Raw genomic sequence first — 18,564 nt, forward strand, 5'->3', positions numbered from 1 at the left:
TTTAGACTAAGCCGGCCTCGCAAGGGGCCGGCCTTTTTTTGGTATGCATGTAACGCATATCTGCCATGAATTATTGCAGGTTCAATTTTTTCAATTATAGCCAATATAGAGTAGTAGCGATGCTGCAATGCAGCGTGCTAACCACCAGACCCCTCTGGTGTTGGACATTAGGGCGCCTCCCTGCCCGACCTGTCCCGTATCTCGCAAGAGATGCAACCTCCCTGTTAGACTTGCCGGCCATTTAATTGGCCGGCATTTTTTTGGATAATTCGATTCATCTCATATTGTGAATATGTGCCGGCAAAGTCCAATAGCATAACTCCAAAAAAAACACGCTAGTACCAAAAGATATTAGCGTGTTTTTGAAAATCCTGTAGTTTTCAACTGATCCCAGATCAGGCTCACATAAACAAGTTTTGACCCTTCATGTCTTTGTATAGGTCAGCAACAAATTCACCATAACCATTATAGATTAACGTCGGAATGCGTTCACCGGTACCAATATCTCGCTCTGTTGCCTGGGACCAACGAGGATGATCGACTTCAGGGTTTACATTTGCCCAAAACCCATACTCAGATGCATTTAATTTTTCCCAAAAAGTTTCCGGTTTCTTGTCTGAAAAATGAAAACTCACAAGAGATTTTGCCTGTTTAAAACCATACTTCCATGGTGCAGCCAACCGTAAGGGAGCGCCATTCTGTTTAGGCATTGGCTTCCCGTACATACCAGTCACAATAAAGGAGAGATCATTCGTCGCTTCCTCAATTGTCAGCCCTTCAGTGTAGGGCCAAGGGTACCAAAACTGTCTCTGTCCGGGAGCAACAGCCTTATTCTCAAATGTTTGCATAACAAGATATTTAGCGTTCGAGGTCGGCGCGGCCATCTTCACCAGTTCTTTCAGTGCAAATCCGCTCCAGGGAACAGCCATGGACCAAGCCTCGACACAACGGTGGCGGTAGACCCGCTCTTCAAGTGGCATTTTGGCGAGCAGCTCATCAATATCAATTTCCATTTCTTTCTCAACCATGCCAGTAATCTTAACTGTCCACGGCCGAATAGGAAGTGCTTGTGCGGCTTCAGAAATACTTTTATGCGAGCCAAACTCGTAAAAATTATTGTATGTCGTTGCAATTTTTTCTGGCGTGAGATCGCGGACAACCGTGTAGCGTTCATTCCTCGGCACAGGATAAAGACCAGCACTTGGATCCCCTTCCGCAGCGATAGCCTGCCGGAGAGGAGAAAACGCACCAGCAGCAGCAAACATGCCGGCACCTGCGAAACCCTTTAATATCGACCGACGATTTAAATAATCACTTTCTGAAGTAACTTGGGATTCAGATAGTTCCCAACTTTTACGAATTTTTATTAGCACGCGCCCACTCCTTCAACAATCATACTTGTTTCAAGGATAATTGACACTTTACCGATAAACTACAATTCAATAGTCCGTGAGAAGCCTCTGGCCCTCGTTACTATCGATACCGTGGACAGGAGCTTGCGCATCTCGTTCAGTTCCGGTTTTGTAGAACTTTTTCTGCATTTTGGCCGGTAAGTTCTTGCAGGTGGTCGAATTCACGTCGATAAGTACCGACACCCAGAGTAGCTGAACGCAGGTCGACAATTAGATCCTGCACTTCAGATTCAGGTATCATGGCAACTAACAGGTCCCAACCATCCCAGCCCTGCCGCGCGTCAAAACCCAAAATTTGCCCACGCCGGCCGCTTACAATGCTGTTTACTTTTGACGTATAGTCAGACGGCATGGCGACTTCAACCTTGTAGATCGGTTCCAATAACACTGGATCACATTTGGGCATGCCTTCACTCATGGCAATACGCGCTGCTGATCGAAATGAATTTTCAGAACTATCGACGGAATGAAATTGGCCGTCAAACAATGTTACTTCAACATCCACTACAGGAAAACCCAACGGGCCCTCCACCAGATATTCCTTCACACCATGCTCTACTGCCGGAATATATTGACGGGGAACAGAGCCACCGACAATTTTTTCCTCAAAATTAAATCCGGAACCGCGCGGCAGCGGTTTAATTTCTATTTGCACATCGCCAAATTGCCCATGCCCACCACTTTGTTTTTTGTAGCGTGCATGTTGGGTCGCCGATTTGCGAATAGCTTCTTTATAAGCGACTTTTGGCTTTCTTGATTTCACATCCAGACCATATTTATTGCGCAATCGTTCCAACGCAACCTTCAAATGTATTTCTCCTTGCCCCCAAAGTAACAATTCTTGAGTTTCCTGCTTGTGTTCAGTAACCAAAGACGGATCTTCTTCTGTAAGTTTTCCCAGCGCAGCGGAAAGCTTTACGTCATCTTCTCGCTTCTCCGCGAATAGCGCAAAATTGTAGACAGGTTCCAACAAAGAAACAGGGCTGTCATGTATTGTTTCATCCGTCGTTAAAATGTCTCCCGTATGAGCATCGTCCAGTCTCCCAAATGCGACAATTTCACCGGCACTTGCCGACGATATTTTTTCAATCTTGCTGCCCTGTAGTTTAAAGAGGCCTCCTATGCGACCCGTTGAAAAACTGTTGCCATCATTTATTTTGCCTGACCATATGCGGGCGAGCGATAATTTTCCGCCCTGAGCCGACATATAGGTCTTAAGAATTTGAGCCATCGTGGTGTCTGTGTTGACGGCAAAACCGCTACGCTGTGCAGAGACTTGCGCTTCGGGCACTTCATGTCGCAGAGCTTTTAGCAACCGTCGAACGCCATGATCCATTTCTGCAGATCCAAGGAAGACGGGCGTGACAACACCGTCGCCCAAATCGTTCTGTAACAAGGTATAAATTTCCTCGCGTTCAGGTTCAATGTCCTCAAGAAGCTCTTCCATTAAATGATCATCGAAATCTGCCAGTTTCTCCAGCATTGCGAAACGAGATGTCCCTTCTTCCTCGGCCATTTCTGGTGGCAAATCGATAATTCGTGATGCTTCGCCCTCCTTATATACATAGGCTCGTTCTGACGCGAGATCGACATATCCAGTAACAATTCCATCTTTAAAAATAGGAACTTGGCGCAACACGAGAGCTCTATCTGTAACGGCTTGCAATGAGCTGAACAGCTCTTGTACGGATCCATATGCCTTATCAATTTTGTTGACGAAAATAAATGTCGGCAAGTTGTAAACTTCAAGCAATTTCAAAATCGGCGACAATGTCAGAACTCTATCTTGGTCCGGCTCGCAAACAACAATAGCTACATCCACTCCACGAAGAGCGTTTTCGGTTTCCTGAAAAAATTCAATGGATCCTGGACAATCAAGAATAGTGAAATTATCACCAAGGTAAGTCATGTGAGCGGCATTTACTTCAACGCTCATGTTGCGATCACGGGCCTCTTTGGAACTGTCCCCGGTGGATGTCCCAGCATTGACACTACCTTTTCTGTCAATTTCACCGCAAATATGTAGGAATGCTTCGAGAAGAGTTGTTTTACCACTTGAATAGGGGCCTACCAGCGCAATGCTGCGAGGCCCCTTTGGCTTGAGTACGGCCATAACGTGCCTCCCTTTTGTTAGGATTTACTAATGTTCGTCCTCCTATCTAACTCCTGCAACAAAAAAATGTATTTGAGATTCACCAATCGCACTTTTGCAGGGCTTTCAAATGTTATTTATCCGATATGAGCGATCCATAAAAAAAGGCGGCCGAATCACCGGCCGCCTTCATTTTAATTTTCAACATCAATTTAGGAAAGGCTTGCACAAAACCGCTGTATCCGATTGCAGGCCTCTGTTAGCGCTTCGGTAGAAGTCGCATAAGAAACCCTGAAATGTGGTGACAGCCCAAACGCCTCACCATGGACAACCGCAACACCTTCCGACTCCAATAGCGAAGACGCAAAATCAAGGTCGCTTTCGATTAGATCTCCCTCAGGAGTTTTCTTACCAATGCATCCAGCACAAGAAGGATATACATAAAATGCGCCCTCTGGTTTTGGGCAACTTAATCCTGGCGCCTGATTTAGCATACTGACCACCAGATCACGCCGCTCTTCAAAAACTTTCGCACGCTCGGTAATAAAGTCCTGCGGACCTTCCAGCGCCTCTAACGCTGCATGTTGACTGATAGACGAGGGATTTGACGTGCTTTGAGATTGAACTTTCGCCATTGCCTTGATCAATTCAACGGGGCCGGCGCCATAACCGATGCGCCAGCCAGTCATCGCATAAGCTTTTGAGACACCATTCATAGTCAAGGTCCGGTCATAAAGCTGCGGTTCAACTTCTGCCGGTGTCACAAATTCAAATCCGTCATAGACCAGATGCTCATACATATCGTCTGTCAGTACCCATACATGAGGGTTTTTTAACAGGACATCTGTAATCGCTTTTAATTCTGACCTGCTGTAACCAGCGCCAGATGGGTTTGACGGTGAATTAAATATCAACCACTTCGTGCGCGGTGTTATCGCGGCTTCAAGATCTGCCGGCTGCATTTTAAAATTCGTCTCAGCCGTTGATGCTACGAATACAGGTTCGCCTCCACCAAGCAACACCATGTCAGGATAGGATACCCAATAAGGTGCCGGAATAATGACTTCATCGCCGGGATTGAGGGTGGCAACAAAGGCATTATACAAGATCTGTTTACCACCAGTTCCAACAGTTACCTGAGATGTCTCATAATTCAAACCATTTTCACGCTTAAATTTATCACAAATAGCTTGCTTGAGTTCAATTATTCCATCGACAGCCGTGTATTTCGTCTTACCTTCTTCAATGGCCCGTATGCCCGCTGCCTTGATATTTTCTGGTGTATCAAAATCAGGCTCTCCCGCTCCTAGGCCAATGACATCCCGGCCGGCTGCTCGCAATTCAGCAGCTTTTGTTGTCACAGCGATGGTCACTGAAGGTTTAATACGGCCTAAGCTTTCCGCGATTATAGACATTACCTTATTCTCTCTGAGTTAGGATAAAAGAGCGACATATTTTCGCCCTACCAAGCTTCACTTCTATACTCACAAATAGGGTCGTAAGCCATAAAATTTTCTCTTGTTTACGGCAATTTCTCAAGCTTTTCACAAAATAGAAGATTTTAAACCAATGTTTACCATAGTTGAGGATACTAGTTTCTGCGTTGAAAAGAGATTTGGCGCAATGGTTTCGCCAAGTAATTGGGTACAGAATTCGGAACTATAATGCGAAATGACACAAACGGTTTCGTCGCTGAAATGGCGGATAAAGTAGGTAATTTAAGTGTTGAAGTGGCGGAGGTCGCCAGCCATAGAGGAAAGGGAAATCTCACCTTCTGAATTATTCGACGAAAACTATTTAGATATCGAAGGAACGGATCCTGTTCAAAAGATGACAAAATTCGTGGATCTGACAGATGAAATTTTTCCGGATGTTCAGGAAACCGCCCTTGCTTTCAACGATAGTATTGTTTTTTGTGCTGCTGTTGACCGAAACGGCTTTCTTCCAACACATAACAATAAGTTTTCTCATCCACAACGCCCTGGCTATCCCGACTGAAATTCTGGAAATTGCCGAAACCGACGTATATTTGATGACAGAACCGGGCTAGCTGCAGGGCAAAATACAAAGCCATTCCTTTGCAAACCTATCGCTGTGACATGGGCAGTGGAGAATTTGCAGTTATGAAAGATCTATTTGCACCAATAATTGTTAATGGCCGACATTGGGGAAGCTGCCGCATTGCCTCCAAACCTGCCCCATAAAATCAGTTCTTCACTCTCCTTCTTCAATTGAACTAGACATGAACCGGCCCGGGTCCATGGCTGCTTCTTTCATTAACCACGCGCGGAAAGCTGCGATACGAGGTCGATTAGCCGTTTCCTCCGGACACACAACGTAATAAGCGTGCCCTGCTTTTAAAGGTTGCTGGTTAAAAGGTCGCACCAAGCGTCCCGCAATGAGATCGTCTGCCGCCAAGGTGCTCCGCCCCAAAGCAACGCCCTGCCCTGCCATCGCCGCTGTTAGCACCATGGAACTATCATTGAAGCTGGGGCCCTTTTTTGGATCAACATTTTTAACACCTGCAACAGCCAACCATGTATCCCAGTCAATCCGCATGTCGTCATGCAGTAACGTGTGATACTGAAGATCCTCTGGCGTACGAAGAGGATGCTTCCCGGTCAGCAAGTTGGGGCTGCAAACAGGAAAAAGTACATCCTCAGTAAGAAGTTTCTCGACCCGAAGTCCGGGATAATTCCCATGACCATATCGCACCACGATATCGACATCATTCCGGTCAAAATCTGTCAATTGATCAGACGCCGAAAGTCTGACGTCTATGTCTGGGTGTTCTTCGCGAAATCGGCTTAACCTTGGCAACAGCCAACGTGCGGCAAAAGAAGGCATGGTATCCACATGCAGGGCACCCGAAGCATCTTGCTTCATGAGCTTTTCCGTCGCACTACTCAATTGATGCAATCCATCGCGAACGCCCACGACGTAACTTTGGCCTTCGTCGGTGAGAATTACCGCCCTATTCAATCTTTTAAACAACGCCACCCCCAGCCAATCTTCCAGGGCCTTTACCTGATGACTAACGGCTGCCGGGGTTACGTATAATTCTTCTGCTGCCTTTGAAAAACTTAACTGACGGGCAGCTGCCTCAAAACTTCTTAACGCATTAAGCGGTGGCAAGCGCATGATTCTCTCGCAATATTTCAGATTAGAAAAACTAACTCATCCTATTAGTATTTGTCGTTTGTAATCAAGTTAAAAATAGACGACATATAGTTCATCAAAACGCCAATGGGCTTAGACATAGGGTCATCCCGGCGAGTTCGAAGGAGAAGGAAAATGGCATCAAATCATATCATTATTAATGACTTAGGTGGAAATGCAGCGCGCAATTCGGAAGTTAAACGTGGCTTTTTTGGTTCAGTAGTTGAAACTGTTGTCAAATGGCAAGAAAGAGCATCCATGCGCCACCAGCTCGCTTCGCTAGATAAGAAATATTTGGTCGATATGGGTGTTTCTTCTCAAAATGCCTTAGATGAAATTTCAAAGCCTTTCTGGCGCACCTAAAAAATTAAGCTGCCGTTCGGATACAAGCCTGTTTTCCTTCCTGTCTACTGGCCCTTCCGAGCGGCTCCCTCATATTTGATCCTCATCACATTATATATGAATTCTTTATCCACCTCCCCAGTTTGAGATAGAATTTTTTAGCTAACCTGCCTATAAACAGATCATGAAAATTCAGAACAAAACTGAAACATCGGGTTTGGCGGAAGCGTCGGCGGTATTCATACCGCATCGTCCTGTACGGCCTGAAAAAACCCTCGGTGGCATAGCGTTTAGGGTAGTTTCCGAATATGAACCCGCGGGAGATCAGCCTGAAGCCATCAAGGATCTGGTTTCAAGCATTAATCAGCATGACAAAGATCAGGTCCTCTTAGGCGTTACGGGTTCGGGAAAGACTTTCACAATGGCTAAGGTCATTGAACAAGTTCAGCGTCCAACGCTTATTCTCGCTCATAACAAAACCCTGGCCGCTCAGCTGTATGGAGAAATGAAAGCATTCTTCCCGGATAACGCTGTAGAATATTTTGTTTCTTATTATGATTATTATCAGCCTGAAGCTTATGTGGCCCGATCGGATACATATATTGAAAAAGACGCATCCGTAAACGAACAGATTGACCGCTTGCGACATTCAGCTACCCGCTCGCTTCTGGAGCGAGATGACGTCATCATTGTTGCGTCAGTATCTTGCATTTACGGTATTGGCTCGGTTGAGACCTATAGCGAAATGACATTGCACCTGAAACTTGGCCAGACGTTTAACCGTCAAGATCTTTTAAAGCGATTGGTCGAGATCCAATATCGCCGCAATGATGCTAGTTTCACACGTGGTACCTTTCGGGTTCGCGGCGATACCATAGAAGTTTTCCCAGCCCATTTAGAAGACCGCGCCTGGAGGCTATCTCTCTTCGGCGACGAATTAGAAACAATCACGGAGTTTGACCCCCTCACAGGTGAAAAAACCGGAAAGCTTAGCGAAATTCGTATTTATGCTAATAGCCACTATGTAACGCCAAAGCCAACTTTGCGGCAGGCTCAGGAAAAAATCAAAGTTGAACTTAAATCCCGTCTATCAGAATTCGAAGCAACAGAAAAATTACTCGAAGCCCAACGGCTCGAGCAACGAACGATGTTTGATCTTGAGATGATGGAAGCAACAGGCGCCTGCGCCGGGATTGAAAATTACTCCCGCTATCTTTCAGGACGTGGACCAGGCGAACCACCCCCAACTCTATTTGAGTATCTGCCTGATAATGCCGTTTTGATGGTTGATGAAAGCCATGTCACAGTCAGCCAGATTGGCGCAATGTACAAAGGCGATTTTAGCCGTAAATCAACGCTGTCAGATTACGGCTTCCGGCTCCCCTCTTGTATGGATAATCGCCCACTAAAATTCGAAGAATGGGAATTAATGCGCCCACAAACAATTTTTGTCTCTGCGACCCCCGGCCCATGGGAGCTTGAGCGAACAGGTGGCGCTTTTGTCGAGCAGGTTATTCGGCCAACCGGTTTAACAGATCCTGATTGCATCATTCGCCCGGTCGACACACAGGTCGATGATTTGATGCGCGAGTGTAAGCTCTGCGCAGAAAAAGGTGAACGGGTTTTGGTTACAACTTTAACCAAGAAAATGTCCGAAGACCTGACCGAATATTTTCATGAGAACGGAATTAAAGTCCGTTATCTACACTCAGACATTGATACATTGGAACGTATCGAAATTATCCGCGATTTACGCCTTGGAACTTTCGATGTGCTGGTTGGAATCAATCTCTTGCGAGAAGGGCTTGATATCCCCGAATGTGCACTCGTGGCCATTCTCGATGCAGATAAGGAAGGGTTTCTTCGGTCATCGACCTCACTAATTCAGACTATTGGCCGGGCGGCCCGTCATGTCGACGGCCGGGTCATACTCTATGCAGACAAAATAACAAAGAGTATGCAATACGCTCTTGATGAAACAAAGCGCCGCAAGGACAAGCAAGAAAGTTTCAATGCAGAACATGGGATAACGCCGGTTTCGATCCGAAAGAATATTACCGATGTAATGCAAAGTGTCTATGAGCAAGATCATCATGAAGTGGGTCTCGGATTGGAAGATGCCACACATATGATTGGTCACAATCTTACTGCCCATATTGGAGATCTGGAAAAGAAAATGAAAGCTGCTGCGGCCGATCTTGAATTTGAAGAAGCCGCCCGCCTCCGGGATGAAGTCAAAAAATTACAAGATCGCGAATTAGGTATTGGTGGTCCGAGGACAGGTCGACCTCAAGGGCGATCAAGCAAGGGTCGCGCGGGAAATGGTCACGTTCTTGGTGGCCGCACACGATAATTCTAATTCTTCAAGGTAACGAAGCCGTACTGATCAAATATTTCTCTGCCTTCCGGCGACAGGACAAATTGGTAAAACGCCTTAGCTGCGTGACTGTCAAAATCTTTGATGAGGCTTAGCCCGTAAATAATGGCCGGGTAAGAATCTGGTGGAAATACTGTTACGATTTTAAGGTTCTTACTCCTTTTGGCATCTGTTTCATAAATAACTGCAAAAGAAACTTCTTCTCTTTCCACTAAAGCTGTAACGGCTCGCGCGTTTGGTAATGCAACATACTTTCCTTTAAGTGCATCCCATAATTTCAAGGATTGTAGCGCCGCTTTCGCATAAATCCCCACGGGCACATGGTCTGGATTTCCAATTGCAAGAAATCCGCCATCTAACATCAACGGTAAATTATCGATGACGAAAGGATCGGCCAAACGTTCTTCCTTAGGTGCGACGAGCACCAATTGATTTGATGCGATTTCCTTATACTTGCCTTCCACCAGGAGGTCTTCCTTCGCAAGGTAATCAAGCCATTTTCTATTGGCCGAAATGAAGATATTTGCGGGGGCGCCCTCTCGAACTTGCTTTGCGAGCGTTCCGCTACCGGCAAAAGACGTCGTTACTTGGAATCCCGTACGGCGTTCGAATTCAACAACAATCGCACCAACCACGTCGGCCGTACTCGCCGCCGCAAAAACAACAATATTCTGTTCAGCTGAAATGGCTGGCCGGACACCGAAGACAACAATTGCCGCAATGACAAACAACGTAGAAAAAATTTCTTTTGGTCTAAGTCTTCCGATTGGCATCCGCTTTCCCCATATAAACGCTAATTCGTCTTATCGTCATATAATATGTTACTCTGCCGTCAATCTTAAGTTTTCGCAATCATAGAGAATTCATATGAAAGAAATTTCAAAACTTATTTTTGGCCTTATCGCATTATCACTCGTCTCGATATCTTCTCAAAATGTCGCAGCTAAGGTAGATGCTCCCGAAAACTGCGAGGCAAGACCCTTTGACAAAGGGCGGCTTTGGAAAGTGACACTTGAGGGAACTTCTCCAAGCTATATTTTTGGCACCATGCATTCGAAAGATCCCCGCATACTTCACCTTCCGGGTGTCATCATGCAAGCTTTCAACTCTTCGAATACCGCTGTTTTTGAGACGTCCTTGAAGAATGAAGATATGGCCCGCAGTCAGGCAATGATGTTGTTACCTCAAGGACAAAACTTGAGAACAAAAATTGGACCTGAGCGGTTCAAAAAACTCGCCGAAATAGCCGCCCCTTATGGGCTAGATCCGCAGACCCTAAACCGTGTTAAAATCTGGGCAGCAGCGGCCATCATCAACCAACCTCCTCCAACGTTGAACGACAATGCACCAAAAATGGCGCTGCTAGACAAGGAGCTGGAAAAAACAGCAATCAATGCTGGAAAAACTGTCCTCGCTCTTGAAACCAATAAAGAACAATTGAATGTTTTCGATACGACATCAGAAGAAGTCCAACTTGAGTACCTTGACCAAAGTATCCTTGAGCATGGCCGATTGGACGAAGAACTCGAAACAATTACTTCATATTACCTGTCAGGCAACACTGGATGGATTGCCTGCGATCTGGAAGAAACCCTCGCGACCGCCAGCAAAGGTTTAAACTATATGATGACGGAAAAGTTGGTTGATGCTCGCAATCGGCGCATGGTTGACCGGATGCTGCCCACACTCAAGCAAGGTAATGTATTTGTGGGTATCGGCGCGTTACACCTGCCAGGAGAAAACGGGATATTGGCTCTTTTACAGGCTAAAGGTTATTCAATAGAGAAAAAGTATTGAACGGTATTGATAGCCCGCCGTATTTGCAAATGCGCCACAGCCGAACCTATTCTGTGCGGTTTTATTTGGTATAACTCTTTTACTGTTGGTACTCCATGTCTATATAACATCAGATCACCACCTTTAAACCGTAAATGCAGGATGGAAGAAACACGGATGAAACCACAGGATAATTGCATTTTATGATGTATTTTCAGGTGGCCGCCGGCTTGGTAATCCTTCTTGTCTGTGGTGAACTTCTGGTTAGAGGTTCGGTGGCATTGGCCGAACAGATGGGCATCTCCAAGCTCGTCATTGGTTTTACGATCGTCGCCTTCGGTACGTCTGCACCGGAACTGGTCGTTTGTATTCAAGCTGCGTTGGACGGTGCACCGGGTATCGCGATTGGCAATGTAGTCGGTAGTAATATCGCTAATGTCCTCTTGGTTCTGGGAGTACCTGCACTAATATATCCCATTGTCTGCGATAATCGCTCTGCTTTACGAGACAGCGTGGTGATGGTCGCTGGTTCAGTTCTATTCATGGTTTTGGCCTGGAATGGAATGATCGACTTATGGAAAGGCGCAATCCTTCTCGGAGTGCTTATCGCCGTCATATTACGTTCCTATTTTAGAGCCCGAAAAGAAGGCGATGAAGGTGCCGAGGAGGCATTGGAAGAATATGAGCAAAATATGCCAAAGAGCATATGGATAAGCCTCTTGTTCATTCTTTTTGGCTTAGCCGGATTGATATTGGGCTCTCGATTACTGGTAGACGGTGCGGTAACTATTGCCACAATCGCCGGCGTATCAGATGAAATCATTGGTTTAACACTCGTTGCACTTGGCACGTCATTGCCGGAACTTGCAACTTCCATAATAGCTGCCGTTCGCCGCCACGGCGACGTCGCCATTGGCAATGTGCTTGGATCGAACCTGTTTAACATTACCGGCATTATCGGTGTGACGGCGATGATTGAACCATTGAGCGCACCAACGCAAATACTTCATTTCGATTTGTGGATCATGCTATTTGTTTCACTCCTCATGGTTCCAATTTTTCTCTCGAAAAAACCTATCGGACGGATACTGGGTGGCGTATTCTGTGTTGCGTATGTCGCCTATATCGCCACACAATTCTATGGTATGTCTGGGATCTATACTGCTTCTTTATAATCTGTCAGCGGAACGTCAATTCAAATGTCGAAGAGTGTTTTAATAACTGGCGCCAGCCAACGCATAGGGCGTGCCATTGCTTTATCTTTTGCAAAAGCCGGTTGGGACATCGCGCTACATTTCAACACCTCGCGTGATGCGGCGGAAAAAACTGGAACGGAGCTTGAAGCCCTCGGAGCCCGCGTTGCATTGCTTAAAGCAGATTTAGGTGACCCAGCGGCTGTATCAGAAATAATATCAAACGCATCTGCCGAAATTGGTCCGATATCATGCCTGGTCAATAATGCTGCCCGTTTTGAAGTGGACAGTATATTTGACCTTACGGCCGGCAGTTTTGATTCACATCTTAAATCAAATCTTCTGGCACCAGCTTTATTATCGCAGGAGTTTCACAAACAATTACCTGAGAACCTTCAGGGAAACATTATCAATATAATTGACCAACGCGTCTTTAATTTACGCCCGGAATTTCTATCTTATACTTTAAGCAAGACGGGCTTATGGACATTGACACAAACAACGGCCATGGCCATGGCACCAAATATTCGAGTGAATGCTATCGGTCCAGGCCCTACTCTGGCCAACACGAGACAATCAGCGGCGCAATTTAAACAGCAACAACAGTCCGTACCGTTAGGATATGGACCGTCACCGGAGGAAATTGCGAGGGCCGTTCATTTTATTTTGGAATCGCCCTCAATGACCGGCGAATTTATCGCTCTTGATGGTGGACAGCATTTGCCAGCCACAAAGATCGCGACGGAAGGGGAACACAATGGCTAAATCGGAAACTGCGAAATTCCATCACCCATTTCGGGTAACGCACCCAACGGCGTCCCATACTGTTTTTATCACTGACCTTCTGATAAATATGCTGATTGGTGTCTTTGCCCACGAAAAAACAACGCCGCAGCCCGTTCGCGTTTCTATCGAAATGACTGTTGATGATAGCCAGGTACCTGTCGCAGATGATTATCACAACGTGGTTTGCTATCAGACAATAGCATCTGCTGTTGTGGATCTTGCAATGCGTGAACACGTCAATTTAGTCGAAACGCTGGCAGAAAAAGTAGCTGTAATCTGCCTTAACTATGAACGGGTTAGTCTGGTTAAAGTGAAGATTGAGAAACTCAAAGCTATTGAAAATACCACCAGTGTTGGCGTTGAAATCGTTCGCGGCAAGCAATAAAATCAACGTGTTTTCGTTCAAATTAGGCTAAAATTTGTTGAATCCCACAAACAGTTGTGCACATTGCGTTGAGCGTGCCTTAATCAAACTGTCATGTTCTTGAATAATAGTGAAAATCTTGCAGGGTCGCGCTTGACATTTAAAAAATATAACAAATTCAATAAGTTACGAAATTGCACAATAATTAGGCAGACCCGTCGAAGTCTAGGTTTCTTGTGACCTACAGGGTTATGTAACCGGCTTACCCACAAAGTTTTCCACAGGTTTGGTGGATAGTGTAAAAAAACTGTTAAAATAGAAATGATACGAAATCATAATTTCACTAATGTTCTTTTTTTATAAGGGAGTTAGGGTATTTTATTGATCATAGTATTAGATAGTTTCCGTAACTCTTAACCGCATAAATGGCTCATATGTCAGATTTGGCTTCAGAAAACATAGAATCATCCGGCAAGTTGACCGAATCGCCGTTTCGGCGCGGTGCGGACATCATACAAAAGGTGTTGAAAAATCTGCCATCCACACCCGGCGTTTATCGAATGATAGACCAAGGTGGCGCCATATTATATGTCGGCAAAGCCAAAAACCTGAAAAAGCGGGTAAGCAGCTATATTAAAACGGCAGGGCAATCTAGTCGTATTATGCGGATGGTATCGCTGACACGATCAATGGAATTTGTCTCTACGCACACAGAGGTTGAGGCGCTGCTGCTAGAAGCCAACTTGATTAAAAAATTAAAGCCGCGCTACAACATTATTCTTCGGGATGACAAATCTTTCCCTTATATTTTGATTACCAGCGATCACGAATGGCCCCAAATCACAAAACATCGGGGCGGGCGATCCAGAAAGGGCGAATATTATGGCCCCTTTGCTTCAGCCGGTGCGGTTAACGAGACCTTGGCAACCTTTCAACGCATATTTCCGTTGCGATCCTGTTCAGATACAGAGTTTCAGAACAGGACACGTCCTTGCCTTCAATATCAAATCAAACGGTGCGCCGGCCCGTGCGTAGAATTAATTAGCCGCGAGGATTATCTGACGGTTGTTGAAGAGGCTCGGTCGTTTTTATCCGGTCGCAGTCATAGCCTGCAAAAGAAACTCGCCGATAGAATGCAAACCGCGAGCGACGAGCTTGATTTCGAGCAAGCCGCCGTGCTGCGAGACCGACTGAAAGCCATGGCTCATATTCAATCTAAACAAACCATCAACTTGCCGAAAATAGATGAAGTTGATGTCATTGCCGCGCATCAGGAAGGCGGGCAAACATGCGTTCAGGTGTTTTTTATTCGCTCTGGACAAAATTTCGGAAATCGAGCGCATTATCCATCACATACAAAAGATGACGAGCCCGCTGATATCCTCAGCGCTTTCATTGGCCAGTTTTATGATGGCCGGCCGGCTCCGCGGCGTATCTGGACAAGTCATGACGTAGGGGATGCTCGTCTTCTTGGAGATGCCCTCTCAATTGCGGCAGAGCGTGCTGTTAAAATTGAAACACCAAAACGTGGACTTAATAGGGAATTGGTAGATCATGCGGTATTAAATGCGAAAGGCGCTTTGGCACGCCGTATGGCGGAAAACGCGACGCAGCGAAAACATTTAGAAGGTGTCGCTGCGGCATTTAATCTTTCGGCATCGCCCAACAGAATAGAGGTTTACGATAACAGCCACATTTCCGGCGCACATTCCACGGGCGCCATGGTCGTTGCGGGTCCCGAAGGGTTTGAGAAAAAAGCCTATCGCAAGTTCAATATTAAGGACAAAGATATTACGCCAGGAGACGATTATGGAATGATGCGCGAAGTCCTTACACGACGCTTCATCCGACTGCAAAAAGAAGATCCAGAAAAGGCCGGTCCGGATTCATCTGGATCTCGAGAGCAATGGCCAGATCTCATCCTGATTGATGGTGGTCAAGGCCAACTAAGCGTGGTTCAATCTGTCTTCGATAAATTAGGTATCAAGGATGTGGCGCTGGTCGGGATCGCGAAAGGCCCTGATAGAAACGCAGGCCGTGAACGGTTTTTCATGACGGGAAAAGCGCCCTTTTCGCTTCCCGAAAAAGACCCAACTTTGTATTTTTTACAGCGCTTGCGAGACGAAGTGCATAACTTTGCAATTACAACGCATCGGGCAAAACGATCACGGGCCATAGGCCGCTCACCCCTTGACGAAATTCCCGGGATCGGTGGCAAGCGCAAAAAAGCACTTCTTAACAGATTTGGATCCGCCAAAGGAGTCGAGCAAGCTGCACTAAGCGATTTGGAAGCCGTCGACGGGATTTCCAAAAGAACGGCGACCATCATTTACGATTTTTTCCATGAAGAAAGCTGATTTCAGCCCTTTCACTCCCGCTTTGAGCACCCTATACTGGCCTTTTTCAATAGGCCTCCAAGGTCCGACGACGCATGCTCTTTAAATTACCGAATATACTCACAATGTCACGCATCGTTGTCATTCCGTTGCTTTTGGCATCGCTGTTTTTACCAGGAGATTTATCCAGCTGGTTACCGCTTGGACTTTTCGTCGCTGCTGGAATCACAGATTTCCTCGATGGTTACATTGCACGGCGGTATCAACAAACATCCAACCTCGGCAGATTTCTCGACCCTGTGGCGGACAAAATACTTGTGGCATCCGTCCTATTGTTTCTCGTTGGCATCGGTCGTGTGTCCGGTTGGGAGCTTATTCCCGCCGTGATTATTCTTTGTCGAGAAATTATGGTATCCGGGTTACGAGAATATTTAGCGGAACTCAGAGTAGGCCTCCCTGTCAGCAAACTGGCAAAATGGAAAACCGCATCGCAAATACTGGCTTTGTGTTTCTTACTCGGTGGACCAGCTGTGCATGAGACGTTCGATGCCATGCTCATCGGCGAGGCGCTGCTATGGGTGGCGGGTATTCTGACCGTATGGACCGGCTATGACTACTTGCGGCTCGGTCTAAAGCATATGGTGGAAGATGCCCCTTAACGGGCTTAATTGACGCTTCAGCGCAAAATCAGAATTAGTTCCAAAAGGCATGGACAATATGAATATTTTAGGTATTTCGGGTTGGAGTGGGAATGGAAAAACGACTTTACTCACGCGCCTTATTCCGGCGTTAATTCAACGTGGTCATACAGTCTCGACAATAAAGCATGCACATCATAAGTTTGACATTGACCGGCCAGGCAAAGACTCTTTTCGTCATCGCGAAGCCGGCGCTCATGAAGTCCTGATCTCTTCAACCAATCGCTGGGCTTTAATGCATGAAAATTTGGACGAAGGGGAGGCGCATCTCGATCAGCTCGTGGAAAAAATGGCGCCCGTCGATTTGCTGCTGATTGAGGGATTTAAAACTGAGGATTTTCCAAAAATCGAAGTTTGGCGAGAAGAAAGTGGCACGACCCCTCGTATGGATGTTGATAAGACAATTATCGCCCTCGCCTGCCCCAATAAGGATTTTGAGGCAACCATACCCATACTAAACCTGAATGACGAAAATGAAATAGCTGATTTTATTGTTTCCTATTTCCAACTGGAGGCCGTCATAGATGTCCCGGCTGGTTAACGATTGTTTCGCCAACAGCGAAGATATGATCAGCGCCCAAGAAGCGCTCAAACGTATTAATAACGCAGTTGATCAATCCGTGGGTACCGAAAAATGTGCGCTGGCCAATAGTGCAAACCGAGTTCTCGCCGAGACAATTTACGCCTCGCGAAATGTCCCACCTGCCGATAATTCCGCGGTAGATGGATTTGCATTCGCCTATAGCGACTATGAAAAAGAACCACAGAAGTTTAGAAAGGTCGTCGGGCGAAGTGCCGCTGGCGCGCCGTACCAAGGTCAAGTCTCGAAGGAGGACACTGTCAAGATTTTGACAGGCGCAATAATGCCAAAAGCCTTGGATAGCGTTGCGATGATCGAAGATGTCCTGGTTGAAGACAACGAAATCCAGCTTCCTTTGGGCTTAAAGCCCGGCGCCAACTGCCGAAAAGCAGGAGAAGATATCACGCAAGGCAACTTATTGTTGGAAAAAGGAACTTTTTTGCGGCCGCAAGAAGTCGGATATCTGGCCTCCGTCGGGTTATCAGAAGTTTTGGTTTATCGGCCCGTCACCATTGCTTTATTTTCCACAGGAGATGAACTGCTTAATCCTGGCAGCCCGGAATTTGAGGGAAGTATTTTTGACAGCAACCGGATGATCCTGGCTGCAATACTTCGCTCGTTTGGCTGCCTCGTGACGGATCTCGGTATCCTCAAAGATCAACTGGAAATTGTTCGTCCCGCTCTGTTAAAAGCTTCCGAGACACATGACCTGGTCATAACGTCGGGCGGGGTTTCCATGGGGGATGAGGATCATGTCAAGAATGCCCTCCTCGAAATTGGCGAGCTTAATTTTTGGCGCATCGCAATTAAGCCAGGCAGGCCCCTCGCGCTTGGGAAAATCGGGGACGCGGCTTTCGTCGGGCTTCCGGGCAATCCCATAGCCGCCATGGTTTGTTGTCTGAAATTTGTCCGGCCCCTTGTCGCCGCATTAAGTGGTATAACCCAGACAGCCGCCTTGTCTTTTCAGGCCCATGCAGCCTTCTCCATTCGAAAAAAGCATGGCCGCACGGAATGGCTTCGCGGGCACTATACTGCTGCCCCGCAAAGTATCGGCAATGTCGAAAAATTTCTTACAGATGGATCCGGCGTGCTATCGTCTATGATATGGGCAAACGGATTGATCGAACTGGGAGACGACGTGATAGAAGTTAATCAAGGAGATCTGGTAACGTTTCTTCCGTTCTCGGAGCTTATGAGATGAAAATTCTTTATTTTGCCTGGTTGAAAACCAAACTTGGTATCTCCGAGGAAACAGTTGCCTGCAGCGCAGAAATTCGTGACGTTGACAGCCTCGTTGCCTGGATCAAATCTCGCGGGCCGCAATTTCAGGAGGCCTTTATCGATATGGATGTTGTGCGTATCGCTGTAAATCAGGAATATGTCATCACCAACGTTCCGTTAAAAGACGGCGATGAAGTTGCCTTCTTCCCGCCGGTTACCGGAGGTTGA

The 18,564-nt window shown here is 46.4% G+C and carries 17 protein-coding genes; 12 read left to right on the plus strand and 5 right to left on the minus strand.

The genetic code is table 11. The features are described 5' to 3' along the window. Positions 1-401 precede the first annotated feature (401 nt). From msrP to V7723_RS09100, 3 genes are all read right to left on the minus strand, one after another. Positions 402-1,373 (minus strand): protein-methionine-sulfoxide reductase catalytic subunit MsrP, encoded by a 972-nt coding sequence (gene msrP / locus V7723_RS09090; protein WP_335684143.1) that lies wholly within the window; start codon positions 1,371-1,373, stop codon positions 402-404. A 136-nt stretch (positions 1,374-1,509) separates the two neighbouring features. Next, positions 1,510-3,525, minus strand: coding sequence for an elongation factor G (locus tag V7723_RS09095; protein WP_335684144.1), 2,016 nt, complete (start codon positions 3,523-3,525; stop codon positions 1,510-1,512). Positions 3,526-3,716: 191 nt separating this feature from the next. Next, entirely contained in the window at positions 3,717-4,919 is a 1,203-nt protein-coding gene (locus V7723_RS09100) for a pyridoxal phosphate-dependent aminotransferase (RefSeq protein WP_335684145.1), read from the minus strand. A gap of 415 nt (positions 4,920-5,334) precedes the next feature. Between V7723_RS09100 and V7723_RS09105 the strand changes: the two genes are divergently transcribed. Beyond that, positions 5,335-5,502, plus strand: coding sequence for a hypothetical protein (locus V7723_RS09105; protein WP_335684146.1), 168 nt, complete (start codon positions 5,335-5,337; stop codon positions 5,500-5,502). Positions 5,503-5,718: 216 nt separating this feature from the next. Here V7723_RS09105 and V7723_RS09110 read toward each other — a convergent pair whose 3' ends face one another. Continuing rightward, positions 5,719-6,645 carry a transcriptional regulator GcvA gene (locus tag V7723_RS09110; protein ID WP_335684147.1) on the minus strand — a complete coding sequence of 309 codons (927 nt, stop codon included), beginning with the start codon at positions 6,643-6,645 and terminating at the stop codon, positions 5,719-5,721. 153 nt (positions 6,646-6,798) lie between these two features. On the opposite strand from V7723_RS09110, the gene V7723_RS09115 reads away from it, so the two are divergent. Both V7723_RS09115 and uvrB read left to right on the plus strand, forming a co-directional pair. Beyond that, a complete protein-coding gene (locus V7723_RS09115) occupies positions 6,799-7,026 on the plus strand; it encodes a DUF1127 domain-containing protein (protein WP_335684148.1) in 228 nt (75 codons plus the stop codon). A 163-nt stretch (positions 7,027-7,189) separates the two neighbouring features. Then, entirely contained in the window at positions 7,190-9,358 is a 2,169-nt protein-coding gene (uvrB, locus tag V7723_RS09120; RefSeq protein WP_335684149.1) for an excinuclease ABC subunit UvrB, read from the plus strand. A 2-nt stretch (positions 9,359-9,360) separates the two neighbouring features. On the opposite strand, the gene modA is transcribed toward uvrB, so the two are convergent. After that, positions 9,361-10,155: a molybdate ABC transporter substrate-binding protein gene (modA, locus tag V7723_RS09125; RefSeq protein ID WP_335684150.1), complete on the minus strand. Its 795-nt coding sequence runs from the start codon at positions 10,153-10,155 to the stop codon at positions 9,361-9,363. A 94-nt stretch (positions 10,156-10,249) separates the two neighbouring features. Between modA and V7723_RS09130 the strand changes: the two genes are divergently transcribed. The 9 genes from V7723_RS09130 to moaD all read left to right on the plus strand — a co-directional run bounded on the left by V7723_RS09130 (position 10,250) and on the right by moaD (position 18,564). Continuing rightward, a complete protein-coding gene (locus V7723_RS09130; protein ID WP_335684151.1) occupies positions 10,250-11,179 on the plus strand; it encodes a TraB/GumN family protein in 930 nt (309 codons plus the stop codon). A 182-nt stretch (positions 11,180-11,361) separates the two neighbouring features. Then, positions 11,362-12,333 carry a calcium/sodium antiporter gene (locus V7723_RS09135; protein ID WP_335684152.1) on the plus strand — a complete coding sequence of 324 codons (972 nt, stop codon included), beginning with the start codon at positions 11,362-11,364 and terminating at the stop codon, positions 12,331-12,333. A 24-nt stretch (positions 12,334-12,357) separates the two neighbouring features. Continuing rightward, positions 12,358-13,116 carry an SDR family oxidoreductase gene (locus tag V7723_RS09140; protein WP_335684153.1) on the plus strand — a complete coding sequence of 253 codons (759 nt, stop codon included), beginning with the start codon at positions 12,358-12,360 and terminating at the stop codon, positions 13,114-13,116. Beyond that, the gene (locus V7723_RS09145) at positions 13,109-13,522 is read left to right on the plus strand and encodes a dihydroneopterin aldolase (RefSeq protein ID WP_335684154.1); all 414 of its coding nucleotides are present in this window, start codon (positions 13,109-13,111) and stop codon (positions 13,520-13,522) included. Before V7723_RS09140 ends, V7723_RS09145 begins: the two co-directional genes overlap by 8 nt. 413 nt (positions 13,523-13,935) lie before the next feature. Further along, positions 13,936-15,858 carry an excinuclease ABC subunit UvrC gene (uvrC, locus tag V7723_RS09150; protein ID WP_335684155.1) on the plus strand — a complete coding sequence of 641 codons (1,923 nt, stop codon included), beginning with the start codon at positions 13,936-13,938 and terminating at the stop codon, positions 15,856-15,858. Positions 15,859-15,932: 74 nt separating this feature from the next. Continuing rightward, complete coding sequence (pgsA, locus tag V7723_RS09155; RefSeq protein ID WP_335684156.1) at positions 15,933-16,496, plus strand: CDP-diacylglycerol--glycerol-3-phosphate 3-phosphatidyltransferase; 564 nt, start codon at positions 15,933-15,935, stop codon at positions 16,494-16,496. 58 nt (positions 16,497-16,554) lie between these two features. Continuing rightward, positions 16,555-17,076 (plus strand): molybdopterin-guanine dinucleotide biosynthesis protein B, encoded by a 522-nt coding sequence (mobB, locus tag V7723_RS09160; RefSeq protein WP_335684157.1) that lies wholly within the window; start codon positions 16,555-16,557, stop codon positions 17,074-17,076. Next, positions 17,060-18,316, plus strand: coding sequence for a molybdopterin molybdotransferase MoeA (gene moeA, locus V7723_RS09165; protein ID WP_335684158.1), 1,257 nt, complete (start codon positions 17,060-17,062; stop codon positions 18,314-18,316). The genes mobB and moeA overlap by 17 nt, the downstream gene beginning before the upstream one ends. Beyond that, entirely contained in the window at positions 18,313-18,564 is a 252-nt protein-coding gene (gene moaD / locus V7723_RS09170; protein ID WP_335684159.1) for a molybdopterin converting factor subunit 1, read from the plus strand. Before moeA ends, moaD begins: the two co-directional genes overlap by 4 nt.

The organism is Sneathiella sp., from assembly GCF_036960985.1.
Lineage (GTDB): Bacteria > Pseudomonadota > Alphaproteobacteria > Sneathiellales > Sneathiellaceae > Sneathiella.